The following is a 21,873-nucleotide window of genomic DNA, read 5'->3' as shown; positions in this document are numbered from 1 at the left end:
CAGCTCTTCATGATGCATTTGCGACCACCTCGCTTAAATCTCGCCGCACAAAATCTTCGACATGTTTTTGAATTGTCGGAGAAGAAATGGTCTGCACAATTTCTTCTGCAAATCCGTAAACAAGCATCGACGTGGCGACCTCTTTCGAAAGACCGCGGCTCCGAAGATAAAAAAGTTCTTCATTGCTTACTTGACCAGTTGTGGATCCGTGCGCTGCAACGACATCATCTGTATAGACTTTCAGTTGCGGTCGTGAAATGGCGCGAGAAGTTTTTGAAAGGACCATATTGCGATTGAGCTGAGCTGAATCAGATTTCACCGCTCCTTTATGAATAAAGGCCATGCTATTAAACTCTGAGCGAGCACGACCATTGACAATATTTTTATAAAGCTGTCGACTGACTGTGTGTGGCATTTCGTGATGAGTGGTCGGATGATGAAAGACGTGCGAATCATTCGCAATAAGACTGAGACCATTCAGAAAACAGGTCGCTCCCTCTCCACGAAGGGATGTTTGGACTTCATTGCGTGTGATCATTCCTCCATGCGTAAGCATGGTCATCGAAAGAGCGCTCTCTTTTGCTTGACGAATGCGCGTGGTGACAAGTTGTAACTCTTCTTTTCCATTTCGTTGAAGAACCGTTGTGGAAAGATGTGCTTTTTCTCCAACAGAAAGATCTATGACCGCATTGTGAAAAGATCGTTCATTGCCCAACGACAAGCACGTTAAGACCACATCAGCTTTTGCCCCAGCACCAAGGGAAAGAAAGACACGTGGGTAATAGACAGCCGGTCCTTGATTTGTTTCGGTGGTGATCAGAAAAAGTTCGATCGGAGTTTCAATGCGAACTCCTTCTGGAATGGAAAGAAAAATACCTTCTTGAAAATAGAGACTATTCAGTGCTGCAAAAGGATTCATTTCCTGCTCAATCGAAGAAGAGATGGCGAGTTCCACACGTGTTCCATGGGTGGTGAGCGCTTTGTGTAACGGTTCAAAGAGAACTCGATCGGGAAGAGTGCCGAGAGAAGACCCCTCTTCAAAATAACGTCCGTTGACGAGAACCAGACGTGGATTGTCGGCGGAAAGAATATATTCTTGAAGGATCTCTTGATCGACGTGAGGAACAATATCTTCTGGACGGACAAAGGCTGTTTCGAGAATAGGTTCTAAATTAATGTAGCGCCAATCTTCGTGTTTTCGTGTCGGAAACCCGAGCTCTTGAAAACGTTTATACGCTTTGGTTCGAAGGGTGCGGAGCCACGACACATCTCCAGTGAATGTCGGTGCATGCGCAAAAACATTTTTGTATTTTTCCGGTATCATGGTTTCAATGGTTGTACTCATTATTTCTCCTGGATTCCCGCCTACGCGGGAATGACGTAAGCCGCTAAGCACATTTTTGTAAAAGATCGTATCCTTTTTCTTCGAGTTCGTAGGCAAGAGTCTTATCGCCAGAGCGAACAATTTTCCCTTCATACATAATATGCACATAATCAGGAACAATATGATTGAGGAGTCGCTGATAATGAGTAATCAGAAGAATCGCGTTCTTTTCATGTTTGAGTTTGTTCACACCACTTGCCACGATACGAAGAGCGTCGATATCGAGACCTGAATCGGTTTCGTCGAGAAGAGCGAGTTTCGGTTCTAAGATGGCCATCTGCAAAATTTCATTTCGTTTCTTTTCTCCACCCGAAAAACCGTGATTGACATTGCGCTCTGCAAAATCGGGATTCATCTCTAATAAACGAATTTTTGCTTGTAAGATTTCATCGAACTCCAAGGGATCGAGTTCATCTTGACCGGCATGTTTCCGTTTTGCGTTCACCGCCATGCGAAGAAAGCTCGCATTATTGACGCCGGGAATTTCGATCGGATATTGAAACGCCATGAAAAAACCTTCGAGCGCTCTCTCTTCTGGTTCAAGTTCCAAAAGATTTTTCCCATCAAAGATGACTTCACCTTTCGTGACGTCATAACTTTCATCGCCCGTGAGTACTTTGGCAAGCGTGCTTTTGCCAGAACCGTTTGGTCCCATGATGGCATGTACTTCGCCAGCATTGATCGTGAGCGAAACTCCTTTTAAGATTTCAGTTCCGTCGATATTTGCATGAAGGTTTTTAATTACTAACATTTTTTCTCCTTTGAGAGTCTATTTCAAAACGTTTTATTGTTTGCGGGTCCTGCCGCCTGCGGCATTCCGTAAGCTCCGCTTATATGCGGTAGCTTCCGAAATAGCCTCCGACGTCACCCGCAATTCATTATCTGTTTTGAAATGAGCCTCTCATATAGTTATCCAACTGTGTTCTCCAATTTAATCCCTAAAAGTTGAGTTGCTTCAACCGCAAATTCTGTTGGAAGTTCGCGAAAGACATCTTTGCAAAATCCATTAATGATCGTGCTCATCGCGTCTTCAGTGCTTATGCCGCGACTGCGACAGTAAAAAAGTTGGTCATCGCTAATTTTCGACGTCGAAGCTTCGTGTTCCACTTGCGCTGTGGGATGTTGGACATCGATATAAGGAAAAGTATTTGCGTTACACTTGTTGCCAATGAGCATGGAGTCACACTGCGTAAAATTACGCGCTCCTTCAGCAGATTTATTGATCTGCACCAGACCACGATAGTTATTATTCGACTCACCTGCAGAAATACCTTTGGCAATAATCGTGCTCTTCGTATTTTTCCCAACGTGAATCATCTTCGTGCCGGTATCAGCCTGTTGGCGATTGGTGGTCAGAGCGACAGAATAAAACTCGCCAACGGAATCATCTCCCAGAAGCAAGCAGCTCGGATATTTCCAGGTAATGGCAGAACCGGTTTCCACTTGGGTCCACGAGATCTTTGATCTTTTCCCAAGGCATTTGCCCCGTTTCGTCACGAAATTATAAATTCCACCTTTTCCGGTTTTCGGATCTCCTGCATACCAATTTTGTACGGTGGAGTATTTGATTTCAGCGTTGTCGAGGGTAATCAGTTCCACGACCGCTGCATGGAGTTGATTGGTATCAAATTTCGGTGCGGTGCACCCTTCGAGATAACTGACATGGGCATTCTCTTCACAAATAATAAGGGTTCGCTCAAACTGTCCCGATGATTCGGTGTTAATGCGGAAATACGTTGAGAGTTCCATGGGACATTTCACACCCTTCGGAACATAGACAAACGAACCATCGGTAAAAACTGCTGCATTCAGTGCCGCAAAAAAATTATCGGTGTGAGGAACAACAGAGCCGAGATATTTCTGAATCAGTTCGGGATATTCTTGCACCGCTTCTGACATGGAGCAGAAAATAACGCCGTGCTCTTTGAGTTTCGCCTTATACGTTGTTGCCACGGAAACGCTATCAAAGACAGCATCCACTGCAACTCCTGCCAGACGTTTTTGTTCAAAAAGAGGAACTCCTAACTTTTCAAACGTGCGACGAAGTTCTGGATCGACCTCATCCATACTCGCAAGCGTCTTTTTCTTCTGCTTCGGCGCTGCATAATAAATGATGTCTTGATAATTTATGAGAGGATACGGTGTCATCGACCAATGCGGTTCTTGCATCGTCAGCCAATGCGCATAGGCTTTGAGCCGGAACTCAAGCATGAAAGGAGGCTCTCCCTTAAACGCCGAAATTTGACGGATCACCTCTTCGCTTAAACCTTTCGGAAGAGTTTCTGTTTCGATGTCAGTGGTGAAACCGAATTTATATTCGCGTTTTGCGAGTTGTTCAATGGCTTGCGTACTCATATATTTCCTCGTATTGATGGTTGCGTTTCCGTTATAAATGGTTGTGGTGCTCCTCGTTGTTGATGGGCCAAATCTTGAAGCGTGATGGAACCGTAAAATTCGTCCAGAAGTCCTTTGGTTTTTTTCCAGATTCCTTTGAGCGAACAACCGACAGGGTGATTGCAAATGACTTCATGGCATTCACAAAAGACTTCAAAGGTTTCTCCTTCCAAAGCTTCAATAATGTGTTTGAGTGTAATGTCTTTTGGTTCTCGTGCTAAAGCATATCCCCCTTGATTGCCTTGAAAGGAGTCGACGATATGTGCAGAACGTAAGCTCTGAAAAATTTTTTCGATGTAAGAACTCGAATAGCACTCAAGTTCTGAAAGCTCTTTAATGGTCACTCGCTTCGTAGGCGAGAGAGCCATGTGAACCAAGCTCATAAGTCCATATTCGGTGCGTGTAGTGTATCTCATAGGCGTCCCTCTCCTATGAAATCGGATAGAAACAGTCAAGTTTAATCAGACTAAATTTGGATGGTTTAATTAATAGACCTCTTGCGTAACCCTGGGTGACACTCGTTGTCATTGCGAGCCCGAAGGGCGTGGCAATCTCCTCTGTTTACTCGGGAGATCGCCACGCTTCGCTCGCGATGACATCCAAGTGTATCTCTTTGAAAACAAAAACTTTATAGGCTGGATTCTATTGAGGTTATGCAAGAAGTCTAATAAGTAAAATCAATGAATTATTTATGACTCTCCGTGATCAGAAGTGGAAAACTCCGTAGTTTGTCCAATGCTGCAGGGTTTCCATGATTTTATAACTAGTTGATATTGTTTGATAAATTTATTTACAGGTGATTGAGGATCGATCAATCTGTTTCGCCCCACCCATAAAAGGGCGAAGAGCTTTTGGAATTTCAACAGACCCATCTTTTTGCTGATGATTTTCAAGAAGAGCAATCAGAGCGCGGCTGATAGCGATCGCGGTGCCATTGAGCATGTGGACGAACTGCGGTTTTCCTGCGCCTGCTTTTCGATAGCGAATGCCTAGGCGGCGTGATTGATAATCAGTGCAGTTCGAAGTCGACGTGACTTCACCATAATCTCCTTTGTCACCACGTCCCGGCATCCAGGCTTCAAGATCAAATTTGCGATAGGCAGGACCACCAAGATCGCCGGTACAAATATCGACAACACGATACGGAATTTCTAATCCCTGAAAAATTTCTTCTTCGATGTTTACAAATTCTTCATGCATCTTCTCTGAATCCTCTGGAGTGGTAAAAGCAAACATTTCAACTTTCGTAAACTGATGCACGCGATAAAGTCCTTTGGACTCTTTTCCCGCAGCGCCTGCTTCAGTGCGGAAACAGTGAGACACTCCACAATAGCGAAGCGGAAGCTGCGCTGCTTCTAAAATGGTATCTGCAAGGTATCCACCGAGGGTGATTTCAGATGTTGCAATTAAACAGAGATCCGTATTTGCAATCGAATAAATTTGGGTTTCATTGCCACGAGGATTGAAGCCAATGCCATCAAGAATGGAAGCTTTTGCAAGATCGGGAGTAATGAAGGGAGTGAATTTTTTCTTTTGTAAAATTGAAAGAGCGTATTGAATCAGTGCAAACTCCAGAAGTACCGCTTCATTTTTCAGATAATAAAATTTCTGGCCTGTCACGCGCGCACCAGCTTCAAAGTCGATGAGATCGAGCGTTTCTCCGAGAGCCACATGATCTTTGGGTTGAAAATCGAACTTTTTTATTTCTCCCCATCGACGAAGCTCACGACTTCCACTTTCATCTTGTGCAATTGGAGCATTCGGATGCGTCATGTTCGGAATGAGACGTGAAAGCGTGAGAAACTCAGTTTCAATATTTTCAAGCGCCTCTTGCGCTGCTGCTTCTGACTGCTTCAATTCTTTTCCATTTTGGATGAGTTCCGCTCTTTCACCGTCAGTGAGCTTTGACTTCATTTTTTGGGCAATCGTATTTTGAAGCTGACGAATTTCTTCCAGTCGCGTAATGGCGCGTCTTCGTTCTGAATCAAGCTCTAAGAAACGATCGAGATCGACTGAAATATTTCGATGAAGACAGTTTTGTCGAACAGCATCGATGTTGTCGCGAATGAATTTGGGATCAAGCATTATCTCTTCAATTCACTCTCGATAATTTGTTTGAATTGCTCATACGGCTGAGCACCTGAGAGTAAAATGCCATTGATGAAAAATGCAGGTGTTCCGGATACCCCTGCTTCAGCGCCTTGCTTCGCATTTTGCTGAACGCGAAGCGCGTATTTTCCAGAATCGAGACAGGCAGTAAAAGCTTCCGTATTGAGTTGCAGCTCACCGGCATATTTTTTCAAGTTCTTGACTTCAAGACCTTGCTGATTCTCAAAAAGTTTTTCGTTGTACTCAAAATATTTGTTTTGATCCCCTGCGCAGTAAGCAGCTTCATGGGCTTTTTGAGCATGCGAATGAAACGAGAGCGGGAAATCTTTGAAGACATATTTTATGCGATCCGCATATTCTTTTCGAATGCGTTGAACCGTCGGAAACACTCGTTTACAGAAAGGACATTCGTAATCAGAAAATTCAATCAACGTGACTTTCGCATCTTTTGGACCAGAAAAGGGAGAATCACTCATGTCGATTTTTGATCGCGGTGGTTCGATCATAATTTTAATATCAGCACCGTTTCTTAAATTCGCGATCAGTTTTCGATGTTCTTGTGCTTGCTGATTATTTTTCACGTATTGAGTGATCTGATCTTTGAGCTGCTCAAATGATTCTTTCATCGTTGCAGGACGAGATTCGTACAGTTTTTTGAGCTCTTCTTCTGTTGGTTCTTTAATTTTAGCCTCAACTTCACGTTTGAGATAATCTTCTGCGCTCATGTTTTCTTTTTTTGCGGCTGCTTCGATGAGTTTTTGTTCAATGAGATTTTCAAGGACATCATTTTTGATTTGATAGATTTGTGTTTCCACGCGTTGGAGTTGAGTCTTCGCCGCTTCATCAAGTTCTTGATGACTGATGGCGATGCCGTTTACGATCGCTGCATCTCCTCCTGAAGAACGAGTGAGCTTCTCTGAACAGGAAATGCCGAAGAAGCCTACCAAAAGAATCGATACCATAATTTTTTTCATAAAATCCCCCAAAGAAGAAATGTTAAAGATTGAGGAGAATATCATTTCCATGATGAGAGATGCAACACATTACAAGGGAGAATGGTGGCGCAACTTTTTGCGATGTCGCTCGATAATGTCATGAAGCCTTTCCATGGGGAATTCGTGTGAGATTGAACCGTTCTATATTCTTGATTTTCAATATGTTTTTTCTTTTTTCTGCTTTGGCAGGTGCTTCTTCAAAGCTCGATCCGGCATTTCAGGTTTTTTCTTCACAAGCTCTCTCCCTTTCTTCGTCGAAAAGTATCTCTTCTTCCTCTTCTTTGATTCTCGCTTTTATTCGGAGCTCCGATCCTGAACGTCTATCGCAATGGGTTGAAGAAAACAGAGGTGAAGTTCGATTTATTGCCGGAAATATTCTGAGTGTTCGTCTTCCGGCTTCTCTACTCTCTCAACTTCAAGAACGTGATGAAGTTGAGTATGTTGAAGCAGCGAAGCCGATGATGATGAAAAATGATCTCGCTCTTTCGGATATCAATGCAGAACTCGTTCACGAGGGAGTGGAGATTCCTCAAAGCTATACAGGAGCGGGAACGATTATCGGTATTGTCGATACAGGACTCGATCTGTCGCATCCTGATTTTCATGATGCTCAAGGGAAAAGTCGCGTCATTGCAACGTGGGATCAAAAAGAAGAAGGGACACCTCCCGAAGAACTGATTGCGTCCTACGGACATGAATGTACACCAACAATGCTTTCAGAAGGAAGTTGTTCCTTTCATGATCCTGTTGGACATGGAACGCATATTGCGGGAACAGCTACGGCGCGACATGGCACTTATGGTGGTGTTGCGCCGGATGCGAATCTCATCGTCGTTCGTTATCGTTCGGAAATTGAAGTGGCGAATGGTTATGCCACGGCGCTCTTTTCGACCACCATTTGTGAAGCGGTTTATTACATTTTCAAAAAAGCAGAAAAATTAGGAATGCCGGCGGTGGTGAACTTAAGTTTGGGGACGCATATTGGAGCACATGATGGAACTTCTCTTTTTGAACAATGTCTGGATAGTCTTGTCGCTGCAAGACCTGGCCGTGCTCTGGTGGCTTCTGCAGGAAATGAAACGATCCAGGACGAAGCCTTTTCAGGCTTGCATGCTTCAACTGAAGTTCAGGGGTTAAAAGCATTTCATTTTTCAACACGCGAAGATTTTTCGGGAAATCTTATTTATCTTGATACCTGGGCCTCTTCGGGAAGTGAACTTCAAATCAGTCTTGCGCTTCATAAAGGAAACCCGTCAACAAGTTCACTCATCACACAAAGTAGAAAGGTGAAACTGGGAGAGATGACTTCAGGAGATTTTTTGGATGGAAATATTTCGTATCAGATCAACGCAACGGAAAAAGAAAATCCTCTCAATAAAAAAGCGCATATTGGCATCAGTATTTTTCTCTCTTCTTCGTTTTCAGAGCATGAGGATTTTAGTTTTGATCTTATTCTCGAAGGAAAAGGCCATGTAGATGCGTGGCTCTATCCCGACCGACCAGCGCGAGCGGTCAATTTTACAACCCTGGAAGGAGAACAGGGGCAAGCATGGACATATATCCCTGGTGATCGTCAGATGACGATTGCCATTCCTGCGACGGCAAAAGAGGTGATTGCAGTCGGAGCCTATGCGACGCGTACTTCATGGAAAAAAGATGAACAGTGCTGTGAAGTCGAATTTGCTCTTGGAAAACTTCTCGATTTTTCAAGTGTTGGCCCTTCAGCAGATCCTGGCCGTGTGGGCGTGAAACCTGAACTCGTAGCGCCAGGAGGAATGATTGCCTCAACTCTCTCGCACGAGAGTCATCCCGATGCTCATATGATGATGCCAGATGGGGATCATGTTTTGGATGCGGGTACCAGTATGGCAGCTCCTTTTGTTTCAGGTGCTGCAGCTCTTATTTTTTCAGTCAACCCCGCCTTTACCGCAAGCGATGTAAAACATATTTTAATCGCAAGCGCGGCAAAAGATGAAACGGTGGGAGAAGTTCCGAATGATGCCTGGGGCTATGGAAAACTTGATGTTTATAAAGCAATCGAAATAGCGCTTCAAACGATTCCGAGCAGTGGCCTTCTTGCTCCAAGTACACAAGCGTTGAATGGTAAAAAAAATTCTTCCGGAGGCTGTTCGATGCAGGCTTCTGCTTCCCCTGATTTCTTCTCTGTATTCTTCATCCTTGTGAATCTCTGCGGATGGCGTGTGATTCGTTTTCGCTTTTCGCGAAAGCAAAAACTTAAATATCATAATATAAATTAAATTCGTAGGGCACCGGACGTAGCCGCATCGGTTGGACCTCTGCTTCCATCTTGTAATCAATCCAGGTTTCAATAAGGTCTTTCGTGAAGACATTTCCGCGAAGTAAAAATTCATGATTTTGTTTCAAGCACGAAAGCGCTTCATCAAGTGATGCTGGGCATCCTGCAATGCGTGCGAGCTCTGCTTCCGGAAGCTTGTAAATATTTTCATCAACCGGTTTTCCGGGATCAGTTTTATTGGCAATGCCATCGAGACCCGCCATGAGAGTTGCTGCAAACGCAAGATAGCCATTGCAGGAAGGATCAGGAGTACGGAATTCAATACGCTTTGCTTTGGGACTATTGGAATACATCGGAATGCGCACCGCTGCGGAACGATTACGACTTGAGTAGGCAAGTCGAATCGGAGCTTCATAACCAGGTACAAGACGACGATAGGAATTTGTCGTTGGATTGGTGAACGCAAGAAGCGCTGGTGCATTTTTAATAATGCCACCGATAAAATGAAGCGCCATTTCGGACAGCCCACTGTATCCATTTCCAGCAAAAAGAGGTTTTCCCTCTTTCCAGAGACTCACATGCGTATGCATGCCACTGCCGTTATCTCCGTAAAGAGGTTTCGGCATAAACGTTACTGTTTTGTGATAACGGCGCGCGACATTCTTAATAATATATTTAAACCACATCATCTGATCGCCCATCTTCAGAAGTGGCGCAAAGCGCATGTCGATCTCGCACTGTCCAGCAGTTGCGACTTCATGATGTTGACACTCGATGTGAATGCCGATCTTTTGCATTTCCAACACCATCTCGGTGCGGAGATCTTGGAGCGAGTCGGTCGGTGCTACCGGAAAATAACCTTCTTTAGCGCGCGGTTTATACCCTAAGTTTGGTTTGTCATTGGCGCCGCTATTCCAATGACCTTCATCGGAATCGATATGATAGTACCCTTCGTTCACCCCTTGATCAAAACGGATATTGTCGAAAATAAAAAACTCAGGTTCTGGGCCAATGTAACAGACATCAGCGAGTCCCGTGGACTTGAGATAGCTTTCTGCTTTTCTGGCAATGTTTCGTGGATCGCGACTGTAAGGTTCACGTGTTAGAGGATCGACGACATCGCAAATAAGACTCATGGTGGGTATTCCCATAAAAGGATCAATCGTTGCGGTTGTCGGATCGGGAAGAATGAGCATGTCGGAAGCGTGAATCGGCTGCCACCCGCGAAGGGAAGAGCCATCAAAGCCAAAGCCATCTTTGAAGGAGTCAGGAGTGAGTTCATTTAAAGGAACCGAGAAATGTTGCCAAAGGCCCGGCATGTCGACAAATTTAAAGTCGACCATTTTTGTTCCTGTTTTTTCCGCAAGCGCTAATGCTTTTTCAATCGACATCGCTTCCTCCTTGAGGGGTGAGATGATTTTTTTGTTGAATATGAATGTGCGTTGTTTCTTTTGGAGATGAAAGGACCACACGAGTAAGCGTGGTGACAACTCCCGGCCACGATTGAATGTGGGCCAAAAGTTTTTCCAGGGCAGAAGTATTTTCTGTTCTTGCTTTGAGGAGATGAGTCCCTTCACCCGTGATCGCATGACACTCCATAATTTCGTGGGTGCTTTCGACTTTTTGAAGAAAAAGTTTGTAATGATGAGAAGAGTCAACCGTTACGGCGATAAATGCGGTCACATCAAATCCCAATTTTCGATAATTCAGAATCGCGCGATAATCGGTAATGATCCCCAACTCTTCTAATTTTTTGAGTCGCTCTCCCACTGCCGGAACCGAAAGACCGGTTTTTTCAGCCAGCGCATTTTGCTTGATGCGACCATTGGCCTGCAAAAGTTCAAGAAGAGACTGGTCAATAAGGTCAAGAGGGCGATTCATATTATTTTTTTAAGTAAAAGTTAAAGAATTCAGAATTAATTAAGATTATTGAAGCTAAAGTCAAGAAAGAAATGAAGTGTCAAATTTTTTCGTCAAAAAAACGAAATGCACCCATGCTAAAACCATATTAAACATTTAAAAATCAAATAGTTATAAGATTTTTTCTCTGGCACAGCCCTTGCTCTTTTAACACTGTCGTAAGGGGACTGTATGATGAAAAAAAATGACATCTTCTTGAGTCTTATAATGTTAGCGCTTCTCACCAGTTGCGGTGCAGGAGTAGATCCAGCAGCGACGTCTTCTTCTCCTACTTCAAGCGCTTTTGTGATTTCAGGGACGGGAAAAGCGCCAGGATCGTCTTCGTCAGGATCGATTTCCGCTTCAGCGTCAAAAGCGGTAACAAAAGCCAGAAGTCAATGTCAGCAGGGTGGTGGTAGTACTGCAACGGTCGCTGATATTGTTGCTGTAGGATTTGAAGTGAAATGTTACAACAAGGCTGGAACTCAGGTTGGAACCACGGCTACGACCAGTGCTTCAGGAGCCTTTTCAATCTCTGGATTTACGTTAAGTGATTTAGGCATCACGGGAACAGCAGAACAGAAAGTCTTTTTAGGCTGTAAGCTCACCGGAACTTCAGGCGGCAAAGCGATTGCACTTCACAATGCCGCTGTACTCACAGTTACTCCCACGGCAAGTTCCGCAACGTTTTCTCTCGATGTGAATACAAATACTCATTTAACTGCCTATTCGTTAGGAATCAAAGATTTCAGCAAAGATGTCTTAACAACAACCGGCCTCTCTTCATTAGATCAATTGAAACATCAAGTGGAAGCAATGCGCACAACCTTTGAAGCAGTTGATGAAGGAGATGTCAGTGCGGACAAAGTTGCTTCAGGGCCAGCCAAATTCAAAGCTCTCTTTCAAGGTACTATTGGAGGAGGCGTGGATGTCTCAAGTTACGGCTATGACGATATGGGAGACTGGACTGCCTCCCTTTTTGAACCGAACATTGAGCAAGCGGAATGGTTTGATGATGTGGCAGCCATTGCAGGATCGAGCATGGGAATCAGTGCCAATAGTTTGATCAATGGCTTTAGCACAGCTCGCACGTATATTGGTCAACTAGGAGATGTTGCGCTCAGTGGTTTTGCAGCGACAGCGGCCAATGAGGAGTTTAGTGATGAGGACTATGAAGCGATGGAAGCGCTGATCGAATATCCACCAGCGACCTTTGTGAATAGTGTGGTGGCAGACCCAACACAATATCTGGGATCGATTTATGAGATGAAACTTACATTTGAAGAAAACGGTGATCTGTTTGATGCCGTGGGAATTGCTGCCTATACGTCCGAGTTTGACTCTGAAGAAGAATGGGCACTTGCAAACCCAGATGAAGGGGGATCAGTCTCTGACTTTCTGACAGCAGGATATGCTGCCATCAAGAAAAGTGGGCTTGGCGATAAATGTACCTGCGGAGTCAGTGATTGTGAAAGTCATTTTGAAGATATGATGGCAGTTTTTCGAACCGCAGGATCCTTTGGAGAGGAAAAAGATGTGCTTCTCTTTGGAGCGGGAATTCTCAACTGTGGTGAAGATAATATTGAAAATTGTGATAGCGTTGAATGGCTCCTTGAACAGAGAAATGAAGTCTGTACCATTGGAGGAAAGACCTTTGGAGAAATGACGCAAGCAGAGTTTGAAGCGCTGACGCTGGAGCAGAGAAAGGCTTGCTACGATGCGGATGATGAAGAAGATCCTGAACCAGATCCAGAACCGGATCCAGAACCAGATCCAGAACCGGGCCAGGATGACCTTGAAATTGTGGGTAGGTGGATAAATCAGTTCGACACCGAGGAAACTATTAGCAATGATGCATGGGAGTCTTTTGCCATTGAAGCGATTGTCAATTACGATAACGATCTCAATAGAGCGGTGACGCAGAATTCAGATGCCAAATATAGCATCTATGTCTGGACCGAACCTGCTGATGATATTTTCTTCTATTGTGTTGTCGATTTTAATCTCGACACCTTACAGGAAGTTGCTGACTCTGAAGCCGAGGCTGATGAAGAAGATATTGGTGCAGGTTGCGGTGGATTTCCCTGGACGGCCCTGGATCGCAGCGAATGAGGAATGGCCTCGTTACTCTCCCCACCATCGCGAATGGTTATTCATAAACTCCTGAATCGCTTTCCATTTCGTTGCTTCATCGTCGGTTTCAAATTCACGCGCTCCCCAACTTCCATGCGGTCCAGGTGTTGAAATATTGGAGAAGAGAGAAAAAAGTTTTCCTCCTCGCTCTTTCCATCCTTCAAGATATTGCATGTAGAGTTCTCCCATACGCTCATCGCGATTCGCTTTGGCAAGGAGATCGTGAATGTCACGGTAACTGTTGTTCAGCACATTCCCGAGCGCGACCAGATGTTGTCCCCCTTCATAGGCAATCAGATCGACATCGTGGGCTTCAGCCACTCGCGCGTGTTCTTCCATATATCCAAAAGCGGTTTGAAGAAAATTACCGCGCTGAAGATCTTCAAACACTTTGGTCATTCCTCCGTCAGCTTCTCTGATCCAGGATCGTACAGTTGCGACTTTAGCGTCATCCACGAGAAAGCCGAAATAAGGGGCAATAGCGAGGGCATCAACGATATCTGCACAAGGAATATTTCCATTTTCCGCAGTATAAAGTGGACAAGATAAAACTTGTTCGCTGACCCAATCGCTTCCTGCTTGAGAACCCATCACACACACGACACGCTGTGGCGCATCCACAAAGACCTGTTTCCAGATGCGACACATTTCGACCGTTCGTTTGGCGTATGCATTGAGTCGAGCTTCAAAAGGAGTCACACGAGGCCATTGGCTGAGTCCCTCTTGTTCGACGTAATCGCCCGCGATGCTATAAGGATAGGTGTGGTTCCAGACTTCATTACTATATTCGAGATAAACTTTCTGTTTCTCCCCCAACATTTGTTTCGTGAGTGTCGCAAGTTCACGAATGTAATCATCTGATGCCATGTGCGGCAGATTGATCCACGGATCTGCAACGATTTTATTTGCAAGATGAAGAAAAATTTCCGGTGGTGGTCCTTTATGCCATTGATTCCATCGATGAGCTTGCATCTGCGCACGATCATTCCAGTCTGCCACGCTACTGTAGCTCGTGTAGGCAAACGCCATCAGACGAAGCGCTTTAAAACGACTCAAATTTTTGAGAAAAAGAGGATGAAAAAGTTGCTGTTCATGGATCTCTTCAAAAGATTGATAACGATCGCCCGCAGCAGAACAGCTTGTTGTGTCTCTATGATGGGAGAGAGGATCTCCATTGCAAATGCCGCCGGGAACAATCACCCGAATATTCCGAATGTAATTTCCATTTTGTTGCAGATCGGTTTTTGTAATCGTTAATTTGATGCCGCCGTTTGTTGGAGTGGTTACCGTAAAGACATGACGACCTGCCGTTGAAGCGCTTACATCCTGAACAGCATCAGCGCCGTACTCGATAACGCCGTCGCCATCATAAAGGACAGTATATTTCCCCGCCGGATAATGACCTCGCGCTCCGAGAAACATGACGACCGTTGCGAATCGATAAATACGACGCGTGTCATTGAGGGGGGGAAGAGAGCGGACCCAGCCCTCTTGATCTAAATCGAGCTGTTCTCCTGTATCCCAATTATTTGCAGGATTGGGATCGCGATCCAGCGCAAGACATGCTTGTTGATTTCCATCCGTTCTCCACGGACTGCATTGAGGAAACCAATTGCTCGAAGCATGCATAATGTTGACATACGTCCATTGAGGGCTCCAGTAATCAGCCCCATCGATGTTGATCGCAAGAGCGGATGTGGCATTTGCTTTTGCGGATGCGACTGTTTCTGATGATGATGGGGGAGAAGAAGGCGGAAGTTGTATTTCCGGAATTTTTTCTTTTTCCTTTTCGTGAAGGTCAGCGACGGGCGAAGAGGAGTGCCCGCACGCTGCAAGTACAAGAAGAAGGAGACAGAGGATTCTCATAAGTGGCATCATTCTATTATCGTCTTGAGAGAGAGCACAAGTTTCGAGATGGCACAAAAGATGTAAGTCTTTGAAAAAATGGGAAATTTTGTCGGGGTGAGAGGATTTGAACCTCCGACTTCTACGTCCCGAACGTAGCGCTCTAAACCAGGCTGAGCCACACCCCGAGCGAAGCGAGTCCCCCATGAATCTTGGGGGACGAAACTCCGTTAATCTTGATAAAAGGAAAAACTGTTCGTTGTCAAAGGAGATTCAAGGGATCAACGTCAATTGTCAATCTTACTCCCGAAGGGAGAAGAGGGGTAAGACGTTCGTGAGCATCATGTAAAAGCTTCCCCAAAAGTTGGCTCGAAGAAGCTTTCAGAAGAAGCTGCCAGCGGTATTTCCCCCTTACTCTTTCAAGTGGCGAAACCGCCGGACCGAGCAGCCGAAAAGCAGCGGTCGAAGAGATATTTTTCTGAAAAAATCTCGCGACATTATGGGCCCCCTCTTCTACCCGCTTCGCGTTGATCCCTGAAAAACGGATGTTTGCAAGTCGCAAGAAAGGGGGATATCCGAGTTCTTCACGATGAGTCTCTTCTGTCAAAAAGAAACGATGAAAGTCATGTTCTTGTGCATGAAGAAGACTATGATGTTGCGGATGATAGGTTTGAATGATGACGGTTCCCGGTTTTTGATCGCGACCCGCGCGACCAGCGACTTGCGTGATGAGTTGAAATGTTCGTTCTGCAGCGCGAAAATCGGGAAGACAAAGGGCGGTATCAGCATGGATAATTCCGACAAGAGTGACATTTGGAAAATCATGTCCTTTCGTTACCATTTGCGTCCCGAGAAGAATATCGATTTTCCCTTCACGCATCTGTTTCAAAAATTTTGAGCGACTCTCTTTTTTTAAAACCGTATCGCGATCAAGACGAGCAATACGAGCCTCTGGAAAAAAATCGTGCAGCTCTTCTTCCAAACGTTCGGTTCCTGCCCCTACAGGAAGAAGATTTTCTGTTTTGCATTCAGAACAAGACTTAACAAGAGAAAGAGCATAATCACAATAGTGACAGAGAAGTTTTTTCTTTTTGAGATGGACTGTCAGGGAAATATCACAATTAGGACATTTGGGAACCGCACCACACGATTCACACAAGAGAAAATTTGAGAATCCACGTCGATTGAGAAAGAGAAGCGTCTGTTCTTTTCGTTCGAGACGTTTTTGAATTTCAATTCCTAATTTTTCAGAAAGAGAGACACTTCCTTGAAAAGAATTTCCATTTCTCTGTGACGACCGCATATCAATGATTTCCACAGGGGGGAGAGAAGCTCCGGTAGCGCGCTTTTTCAGTTCAAGATAATGGTATTTTCCTTTCTTCGCGTTCGCAAAGGTTTCCATCGAAGGAGTTGCGGATCCCAAGATGACCAGAATGTTCTCTTTTGCAGCACGTACAATGGCGACATCACGCGCATGATAGAGAAATCCCTCTTCTTGTTTGTAGGAACTATCATGCTCTTCATCGACGATAATGGCTTGAAGGTGAGGAAGAGGAGCAAAAAGTGCTGAACGAGTTCCCACCACCACATCGACCTCATCATTCTGCATTCGTTTCCACTGCGAAAAACGCTGAGCATCTGTCAGTCCCGAATGATAAATTGCGACACGATCTCCAAATCGCTCAACGACACGCAAAGCGAGTTGTGGCGTAAGTCCAATTTCGGGTACCAGAAGAATCGTATCGCCACCTTGTGTTTGAAGTTCGTGAATAAGACGAAGATAGATTTCGGTTTTTCCACTTCCCGTAATGCCATGCAGAAGTATCGGGAGCTGGCGGAGCTGACGCTCTTTCTTTTGTTCCTTGAGAATGAAATCGAGTGCGCGTGCTTGTTCCTCAGTAAGAGTCGGAATGGTTTCTGTCTGCATCTCATGCGCTATTTCATGTGGTGAAGTGACTCTTCCCGAACTCAGAACAGGTGCAATCTCAAGCAGTCGTTTGGGGAGCATGGTGCGACAAACTTCGCCGATGGGAGCGCAATAATAACGCGCCATCCATTGCATGAGTTCAAGAAGCGCTGGGGAAAGTACAGGTTTTTCATCAAAAAGAGTTTCCACCGATTTGAGAGATTGTTCTTTGATGGTTTTGGGAAGTTGATCCGTGAGTTCGAGAACAAAGCCGATGACCGATCGTTTACGAAAGGGGACGACAACACGCATCCCAGGAGTGAGCGTCATGTTTTGAGGAATGCGATAGAGAAACGGATGAAAAACTCGAGCAGGAATCGCAATGGAAGCATAGTGCATACAGGGCCACTAGCTTGACCGAGCAACATGGTCAAGCTACACCACGTTTGTGAATATAAGTGTTCTCACCATAGGAAAGCTGAAATCCGAACCAATTCAAGCGTTAGTTTCAGATTATTTGCAACGCCTTCAACATTATGTACGCATCGAAATGGTCACCGTGCGGAATGAATCTGAAGCACTCACAAAAATAAAATCTCATGATATGTTGATTGTGTGTGATGAGCGTGGAAAACAGATGACTTCTCTGGAACTCTCTTCGTTTTTGGAAAAACAGCAATTGCAGGCTACAAAGCGACTCTGTTTTTTTATTGGTGATGCACAGGGACACAGTGAGAACTTGCGGAGTAAAGCGCATGCGTTACTCAGTTTTTCGAAAATGACCTTGCCGCATGAATTCGCGCACGTCGTTCTTCTGGAGCAACTCTATCGTGCATATACCATTTTGAAAGGTGAGCCGTATCATAAGTGACTACAGAGGAGAGACCAAACTGGCGAGGATTTTCTCGCAGGGGGCCTTTGACTGAGGCGCGTCAATGCAATGTGATAAATCGCGCCGATGGAAACAGAAGACGCGAGGAGCATAACCGCAGCGTCTGTACCCCGAGAGAAAATGCGATGACAGTTTGGGGAAATAGACGGTTATGAATAAACATCAGATCGCACATATTTTAGAAGAGATGGCCGATCTTTTAGAGATCAGCGGCGAAAATCCATTTAAAGTGCGTGCGTATCAGAATGCAGCGCGAAGTATTGATTCTCTCTCAGAGGATCTTGAAGAACTGATTCAAAATAATCAATTGATCGAAGTGAAAGGAATCGGGAAAAATATTGCGGCGCATGTTCAGGATCTTTTGGAGACCGACACGTTTCCCGAATATGAAAAATTAAAAAAAACAATTCCTGCAGGACTCCTTGAATGTCTCAAAATTCCCGGGATGGGGGCGAAAAAAGCGAAGCTTCTTTGGAAAAAACTGGGAGTGACTTCTATTGAAGAGGTGGAGCGAGCGTGTCAGGAAGGGAAAGTAGAAAGTCTGCAAGGCTTTGGAAAAAAATCGCAGGAGAAAATTTTTCAAAGCATTGAACGAAGTCGAAAGTATGAAGGACGACATCTTTTCCCGACCGTTCATGAGGTTGCCAAACATCTTCTCAGCGATCTTCGACAGATATCAGGTGTTCTGCGCGCAGAGCTTGCGGGGAGTTTGCGGCGCCATACAGAAACCGTAAAAGATATCGATATCGTTGTCTCGAGCGCCTCGATTCCAAACGTGATCAAAGTTTTTCTTCAACTTCCGCAAATAGATCAGGTGACCAATAAAGGAACGACCAAAGTTTCGGTAATCTTGCATCGTGGTATCAATGTCGATGTCCGTTTCGTTTCAGAAAAAGAATTTCCCTCTGCATGGCATCATTTCACCGGATCAAAAGCGCATAACGTTGCTCTGCGCTCTCGAGCCAAAGATCGGGACATGAAAATAAGTGAATATGGTCTTTTTCACATGAAGGGAAAGCGGGCTGTGCCCGTTCCCTGTAAAGACGAAGAGGTGCTTTATAAAAAACTCGGGCTTGATTTTATTCCTCCTGAACTTCGTGAAGAGATGGGAGAAATAGAAGCCGCAGAAAAGCATGAGCTTCCCGTACTCATTGAGCGAGCCGATCTCAAAGGATGTTTGCATGTTCACACCACGTATAGTGACGGTCGTGGAACGCTGGAAGAGATGGCGCTTGCCGCCAAGGCTTGCGGCCTTTCCTATATTGGGATTTCAGATCACAGCAAAGCAGCGCATTATGCTGGTGGGATGCAGATTGCTGATGTGAGACGTCAGTCTGCTGAAATTGATGAGCTCAATGCAAAACTCAAAGGGATCCGCATTCTCAAAGGAATTGAAGTCGATATTCTTGCTGATGGATCACTTGATTATGATGATGACGTACTTGCTTCTTTCGAATTCGTCATTGCTTCGATCCATTCTCGTTTTTCGCTGAGTGAGAGTGAAATGACAAAGCGGATCTGTACGGCGCTCGCGCATCCACTGGTGAATATTCTTGCGCATCCGACAGGGCGCTTGCTTCTTTCTCGCGAGCCGTATCAGGTCAATATTCCAGAGGTGATTGCATGTGCTGCAGAATATGGAAAAGTGATTGAACTCAATTGTAATCCTCGACGCTTTGAAATCGATTGGCGATGGGGACCTCTGATGAAAGAAAAAGGGGTGAAGACTGTTCTCTCTCCAGATGCGCATGGGCCTGAACAAATTGCGAATGTTGACTATGGTATTGGAATAGGCCGCAAGGCCTGGTTTGAGAAAAAAGATGTGGTGAATTGTTTGACAGTCGCGCAATTATTGAAACATTTTTCACGATAGAGTGAATTGATTTTTAGGGTGTCATCCCCGCGAAGGCGGGGATCCAGAAAATCCGGTAAGTGTCTGGATTCCTGCTTTCGCAGGAGTGACACCGTACGAACAAAAAGTTAATTTGGGAACCTCTGAAAAAGTAACCGCTCATGCTGAGCCTGTCGAAGCGTAAGCACGGAACTCCCTGATTTTTCATGTCGTCCTTCGACAAGCTCAGGACGAGCGGAGGATTATCCGGCTTTTTTCAGAGGGTCCTTTGGTATAGAGGTCGCCTCCGAGAGACTTTTTCATAAAGTTTATATATGAAATCAAATCATGTGAAAACCAGAGCAGCGAAAGTTTTAGCAATCCTCAAGCAAACCTATGCTGATGCAACGTGCGAGCTTGTGCATGAGGATACGTTGCAACTTCTGATTGCAACGATTCTCTCAGCGCAGTGTACGGACAAACGCGTGAACATGGTGACACCAGCGCTTTTTAAAAAATATAAAACCGCAAAAGAGTTTGCGAGAGCTGATCTCACAGAACTCGAGAGTTTTATTCACTCTACGGGATTTTATAAAAACAAAGCCAAATCGATTAAACATTGCTGTGTCATGCTCGTCGAAAAACACGCAGGAAAAGTTCCGCATGCTATGGAAGAGTTGACATATCTCCCAGGTGTGGGCCGCAAAACAGCACATGTGATCCGTGGATATGGATTTAAGGAACCTGCGATGGTCGTTGATACGCATGTGCTGCGGGTTGCAAAGCGACTCGGATTTTCGCAACAAGAGAACGCAGTAAAAATGGAACACGAGTTAGCGGCGCTTGTTCCGGAAAAAGATTGGACCGATTTTTGTACGACTATTTTATTTCATGGTCGTTATTGTTGTAAGGCGCGAAAGCCTGAGTGTCATCGATGCCCTCTTAAGACTTTGTGTCCCTCTGCTCCTCCTACTTGACAACCGCCATCTTCGCCTGTTAGGGCTTCCAACGCCGGGAGGAAGTATGGCAGATAAAAACGATCGTTTTCCTGATAATAAAGCTGGGAAATTTTATGTCGACAGTCAGTGTATTGACTGTAACCTCTGTCGCGATACCGCGCCTAAAAACTTCGTCCATAATGAATCGGGTGGTTTTTCCTTTGTCGCGAAGCAACCTGAAACCGACGAAGAACTTTCCCAGTGCCAAGAAGCCAAAGAAGCCTGCCCTGTCGAAGCCATCGGCAGTGATGGTGAGTAGTTTCATAGGAAGTGCAGTGCACTTAATTCAAAATAAAATCGTCGTAGTCACATGCAGCGGAAGTCTTTGTCGCATTGCCATCAGTTAAAAGTGCAATGCCCGTCGGATTTTTCTTGAGAGGGACTCCAAAAAGTTTTTGGTAATCAGTGATGACATTGACCGTATGTTCAATCCATTTCCCTTTCTCTTTTTCACCGCTCGTTAACACTTTTATTTTCAACTTCCCCTCTTTCCGAGTGATAACCGTATTTTCTGGAAGGGAACTGCTCCACACATATTTCAGCGCATGTCCTTTATTGCGATCGACGATAACATAGACGCCACAGGCACTGTCATTGCGGCCATCATCTGATTCTTTCGCCCCTTTCGGGAGTTCCTGCGCACGCCATTTCCAACTTAAAACAGGATATTTTTTTACATCCCACTCAAAATGACGAAGCACTTGCACTGAAAAGTTTTGGTTGTCTTTTGCTCGCAGGAAACGATTCTTCTCTTCCTGCACTACTTTGTACACTCGCGTTGCTTTCTTGCGCTGAAGTGGCCAGGTTCTCCAATCGACCGGGAGTTTTCCGAGGTCTCTCGAGTCAAAATTTTCAATACTTTTGGCAAACGTCGTAAGAGGTAATAAAAAAAGAAAGAGAAATATAAAAATTATTTTCATAATCGCATCGTAGAGATGAGAACAGATCATGTCAATTGGAAGAACAAACCAAAAGGTGCCTGACGACTTTCTGGAACGTTTGTTGTTTCAGAAAGCGTCTGGCACTTCTTTTGGTTTGCAAATGAACGCCAAAAGCAGTGTCAGGCAGTTTCTTGCATTAACATCATGCCAGAAATCTGCCAGACACCTTTTGGCTCGGCGAGAAAATCCTTCGTCGTTTTTTGGAATCTATTCGCTCGCGCGGGGTGAACCCGACGCTCGCTAACGTCAGGGGGGAGATCCTGCTCTCCCCCTGACAACCCCCATCGGA

General features: G+C 45.0%; 18 protein-coding genes and 1 tRNA gene. 7 read left to right on the top strand and 12 right to left on the bottom strand.

What is annotated here, in order from left to right:
* Nucleotides 1–7: 7 nt before the first annotated feature.
* The 6 genes from A3C46_03315 to A3C46_03290 form a co-directional block, all read right to left on the bottom strand.
* Entirely contained in the window at nt 8–1,345 is a 1,338-nt protein-coding gene (locus tag A3C46_03315) for a Fe-S cluster assembly protein SufD (protein ID OGQ23157.1), read from the bottom strand.
* Nucleotides 1,346–1,388: 43 nt separating this feature from the next.
* On the bottom strand, nt 1,389–2,135 hold the full coding sequence (locus A3C46_03310; GenBank protein OGQ23156.1) for a Fe-S cluster assembly ATPase SufC: 747 nt from the start codon (nt 2,133–2,135) through the stop codon (nt 1,389–1,391).
* 158 nt (nt 2,136–2,293) lie between these two features.
* Nucleotides 2,294–3,739 carry a Fe-S cluster assembly protein SufB gene (locus A3C46_03305; protein ID OGQ23155.1) on the bottom strand — a complete coding sequence of 482 codons (1,446 nt, stop codon included), beginning with the start codon at nt 3,737–3,739 and terminating at the stop codon, nt 2,294–2,296.
* Nucleotides 3,736–4,194 (bottom strand): hypothetical protein, encoded by a 459-nt coding sequence (locus tag A3C46_03300; GenBank protein ID OGQ23154.1) that lies wholly within the window; start codon nt 4,192–4,194, stop codon nt 3,736–3,738. The genes A3C46_03305 and A3C46_03300 overlap by 4 nt, the downstream gene beginning before the upstream one ends.
* A gap of 370 nt (nt 4,195–4,564) precedes the next feature.
* Nucleotides 4,565–5,863, bottom strand: coding sequence for a serine--tRNA ligase (locus A3C46_03295; protein OGQ23153.1), 1,299 nt, complete (start codon nt 5,861–5,863; stop codon nt 4,565–4,567).
* Entirely contained in the window at nt 5,863–6,861 is a 999-nt protein-coding gene (locus tag A3C46_03290) for a hypothetical protein (GenBank protein OGQ23152.1), read from the bottom strand. Before A3C46_03290 ends, A3C46_03295 begins: the two co-directional genes overlap by 1 nt.
* Nucleotides 6,862–7,043: 182 nt before the next feature.
* Between A3C46_03290 and A3C46_03285 the strand changes: the two genes are divergently transcribed.
* Nucleotides 7,044–9,140: a hypothetical protein gene (locus A3C46_03285; protein ID OGQ23151.1), complete on the top strand. Its 2,097-nt coding sequence runs from the start codon at nt 7,044–7,046 to the stop codon at nt 9,138–9,140.
* Here the strand turns inward: A3C46_03285 and A3C46_03280 are convergent.
* Together A3C46_03280 and A3C46_03275 are read right to left on the bottom strand one after the other, a co-directional pair.
* Nucleotides 9,118–10,530 (bottom strand): type I glutamate--ammonia ligase, encoded by a 1,413-nt coding sequence (locus A3C46_03280; protein OGQ23150.1) that lies wholly within the window; start codon nt 10,528–10,530, stop codon nt 9,118–9,120. The genes A3C46_03285 and A3C46_03280 overlap by 23 nt on opposite strands.
* Nucleotides 10,520–11,020, bottom strand: coding sequence for an AsnC family transcriptional regulator (locus tag A3C46_03275; protein OGQ23149.1), 501 nt, complete (start codon nt 11,018–11,020; stop codon nt 10,520–10,522). The genes A3C46_03280 and A3C46_03275 overlap by 11 nt, the downstream gene beginning before the upstream one ends.
* 210 nt (nt 11,021–11,230) lie before the next feature.
* Here A3C46_03275 and A3C46_03270 point away from each other — a divergent pair, with 210 nt between their 5' ends.
* Nucleotides 11,231–13,150 carry a hypothetical protein gene (locus tag A3C46_03270; GenBank protein ID OGQ23148.1) on the top strand — a complete coding sequence of 640 codons (1,920 nt, stop codon included), beginning with the start codon at nt 11,231–11,233 and terminating at the stop codon, nt 13,148–13,150.
* A 12-nt stretch (nt 13,151–13,162) separates the two neighbouring features.
* Here the strand turns inward: A3C46_03270 and A3C46_03265 are convergent, their stop codons facing one another.
* The 3 genes from A3C46_03265 to A3C46_03255 form a co-directional block, all read right to left on the bottom strand.
* Complete coding sequence (locus A3C46_03265; protein ID OGQ23147.1) at nt 13,163–15,037, bottom strand: hypothetical protein; 1,875 nt, start codon at nt 15,035–15,037, stop codon at nt 13,163–13,165.
* 88 nt (nt 15,038–15,125) lie between these two features.
* Nucleotides 15,126–15,204: transfer RNA gene (locus A3C46_03260), tRNA-Pro, on the bottom strand.
* 74 nt (nt 15,205–15,278) lie between these two features.
* Nucleotides 15,279–17,321: a primosomal protein N' gene (locus A3C46_03255; GenBank protein ID OGQ23146.1), complete on the bottom strand. Its 2,043-nt coding sequence runs from the start codon at nt 17,319–17,321 to the stop codon at nt 15,279–15,281.
* A 49-nt stretch (nt 17,322–17,370) separates the two neighbouring features.
* On the opposite strand from A3C46_03255, the gene A3C46_03250 reads away from it, so the two are divergent.
* The 4 genes from A3C46_03250 (at nt 17,371) to A3C46_03235 (ending at nt 20,902) form a co-directional block, all read left to right on the top strand.
* A complete protein-coding gene (locus A3C46_03250) occupies nt 17,371–17,793 on the top strand; it encodes a hypothetical protein (protein OGQ23145.1) in 423 nt (140 codons plus the stop codon).
* A 172-nt stretch (nt 17,794–17,965) separates the two neighbouring features.
* Nucleotides 17,966–19,687, top strand: coding sequence for a histidinol-phosphatase (locus tag A3C46_03245; protein OGQ23144.1), 1,722 nt, complete (start codon nt 17,966–17,968; stop codon nt 19,685–19,687).
* 293 nt (nt 19,688–19,980) lie between these two features.
* Nucleotides 19,981–20,622, top strand: coding sequence for an endonuclease III (locus tag A3C46_03240; protein ID OGQ23143.1), 642 nt, complete (start codon nt 19,981–19,983; stop codon nt 20,620–20,622).
* A 46-nt stretch (nt 20,623–20,668) separates the two neighbouring features.
* Nucleotides 20,669–20,902 carry a ferredoxin gene (locus A3C46_03235; protein ID OGQ23142.1) on the top strand — a complete coding sequence of 78 codons (234 nt, stop codon included), beginning with the start codon at nt 20,669–20,671 and terminating at the stop codon, nt 20,900–20,902.
* A gap of 22 nt (nt 20,903–20,924) precedes the next feature.
* On the opposite strand, the gene A3C46_03230 is transcribed toward A3C46_03235, so the two are convergent.
* A complete protein-coding gene (locus A3C46_03230; GenBank protein ID OGQ23141.1) occupies nt 20,925–21,593 on the bottom strand; it encodes a hypothetical protein in 669 nt (222 codons plus the stop codon).
* On the opposite strand from A3C46_03230, the gene A3C46_03225 reads away from it, so the two are divergent.
* Complete coding sequence (locus A3C46_03225; GenBank protein ID OGQ23140.1) at nt 21,592–21,828, top strand: hypothetical protein; 237 nt, start codon at nt 21,592–21,594, stop codon at nt 21,826–21,828. The two genes, A3C46_03230 and A3C46_03225, sit on opposite strands and share 2 nt — an antisense overlap.
* Nucleotides 21,829–21,873: the final 45 nt, after the last annotated feature.

This window comes from Deltaproteobacteria bacterium RIFCSPHIGHO2_02_FULL_44_16 (genome assembly GCA_001798185.1).
Lineage (GTDB): Bacteria > UBA10199 > UBA10199 > 2-02-FULL-44-16 > 2-02-FULL-44-16 > 2-02-FULL-44-16.
This window is presented reverse-complemented; position numbering and strand designations above follow the sequence as displayed.